Source organism: Bacillus sp. AP50, from assembly GCF_040492675.1.
Classification (GTDB): Bacteria; Bacillota; Bacilli; order Bacillales; family Bacillaceae_G; genus Bacillus_A; species Bacillus_A cereus.
Genome location: NZ_JBEUTW010000712.1, coordinates 1 through 1,252, shown reverse-complemented (window position 1 = coordinate 1,252; position 1,252 = coordinate 1). Strand labels below are relative to the sequence as shown.

Sequence of the window (1,252 nt, the reverse complement as noted above, 5' to 3'; positions counted from 1 at the left end):
CTTTTTTTATTACATCCCAGAGTGAATTATCTTGACGCATCGGTTTACCCTCTTCATCCCATTTTAATTTTCCTGTTCCCAATTCATAATTCATCCCTGTCCATGTGTCTTCACGGAATGCATAGAATGATTTATGCCATCCTTTTTGGTTAAAGATAGAAATAAGATCTTGCATGTATTGGGTAGCACCTGGAACAGTACGGTTAATTCCAAACTCCTCTGCGATAATTCGATTAGATGGTACATGATTTATCTTAGACCTAGGAAACTTTTACGTATAATTTACCTATAGTCCTAAAATTTCTACAATCTGACGAGCTTTATTATTATCAATATAATAATGCATCTCTAATCCTTTTCTTTCTGCACGGATTACAATTCCTTTTAACTTTGCTAAATGTTGTGAAACAGTGGATTGGGGGAGTCTTAATATTTCCGTTAACTGTGTAACATTACATACTTTATGGTGCATTAATTCATTTACAATTTGTAATCGGACAGGATGTGCCATTACTTTTAATACATCTACATCGTCTTCATGGATTTCAGCTAGATTTCTTTCAGATATTAATGTTATCATTTCGCATTCTCCTTTATTATTAATTTCTCTTTTCCTTTTATCCTTATAATTAATACTTATAGCTGATTACCATTTGTCCTGTTGAGAAAATATATTCTCTTTTTAAAGCAAAAAGGACACCAATTCATAAAAACGTTTTTTACTGCTTTAATGAATTGATGCCCTCTAATTTTTTGACCAGAATATATCTTGTTTTAAAGGATATCCTCAATTCCTTTTTCTCACATCTAGTAAAAAATATGTATTTTCTTTAAAATCCATATTAAGAATATTCTTCAAATCCTAAAAACATAAGTTTATTACAAAGTTTCTATCGAAAAACAATATGCAACTGGCTGGGGCTATTATGAAACTTGGTTTAATTGGAACTCTATGTTACCAGCTGGTACAACTTAAGAATTAGTCACTTTCTCAGACAATGGAGAAGATATTTGGGCTGCAGGCACATTCCGCTATAAAGTTGAAGTTACAAATGCTGACGGTTCTGTTGATACAATTTACATAGCGCCAATAACATTAGTAAATTAAATAATAGGTTCGCTTCACATCTTATAATATATACTTTAACAATATCATTAAATCTTCACATAGATATACTGGATCATGAAAAGAAGGATTACACCTTCCTTTTTTATATTTTAAAATAAAAACGTATCCCCACCTATATTTATC

Annotated in this window: 1 protein-coding gene and 1 pseudogene; both read right to left on the bottom strand. The window is 31.0% G+C overall.

Translation table 11 applies throughout. The annotated features are described in order from the left end of the window. Nucleotides 1-259: pseudogene (locus ABWK52_RS28720) on the bottom strand (glycoside hydrolase family 5 protein); the annotation flags it as partial. 27 nt (nucleotides 260-286) lie between these two features. Then, nucleotides 287-580 carry an ArsR/SmtB family transcription factor gene (locus ABWK52_RS28715; RefSeq protein WP_353772345.1) on the bottom strand — a complete coding sequence of 98 codons (294 nt, stop codon included), beginning with the start codon at nucleotides 578-580 and terminating at the stop codon, nucleotides 287-289. Between the last annotated feature and the right edge of the window lie 672 nt (nucleotides 581-1,252).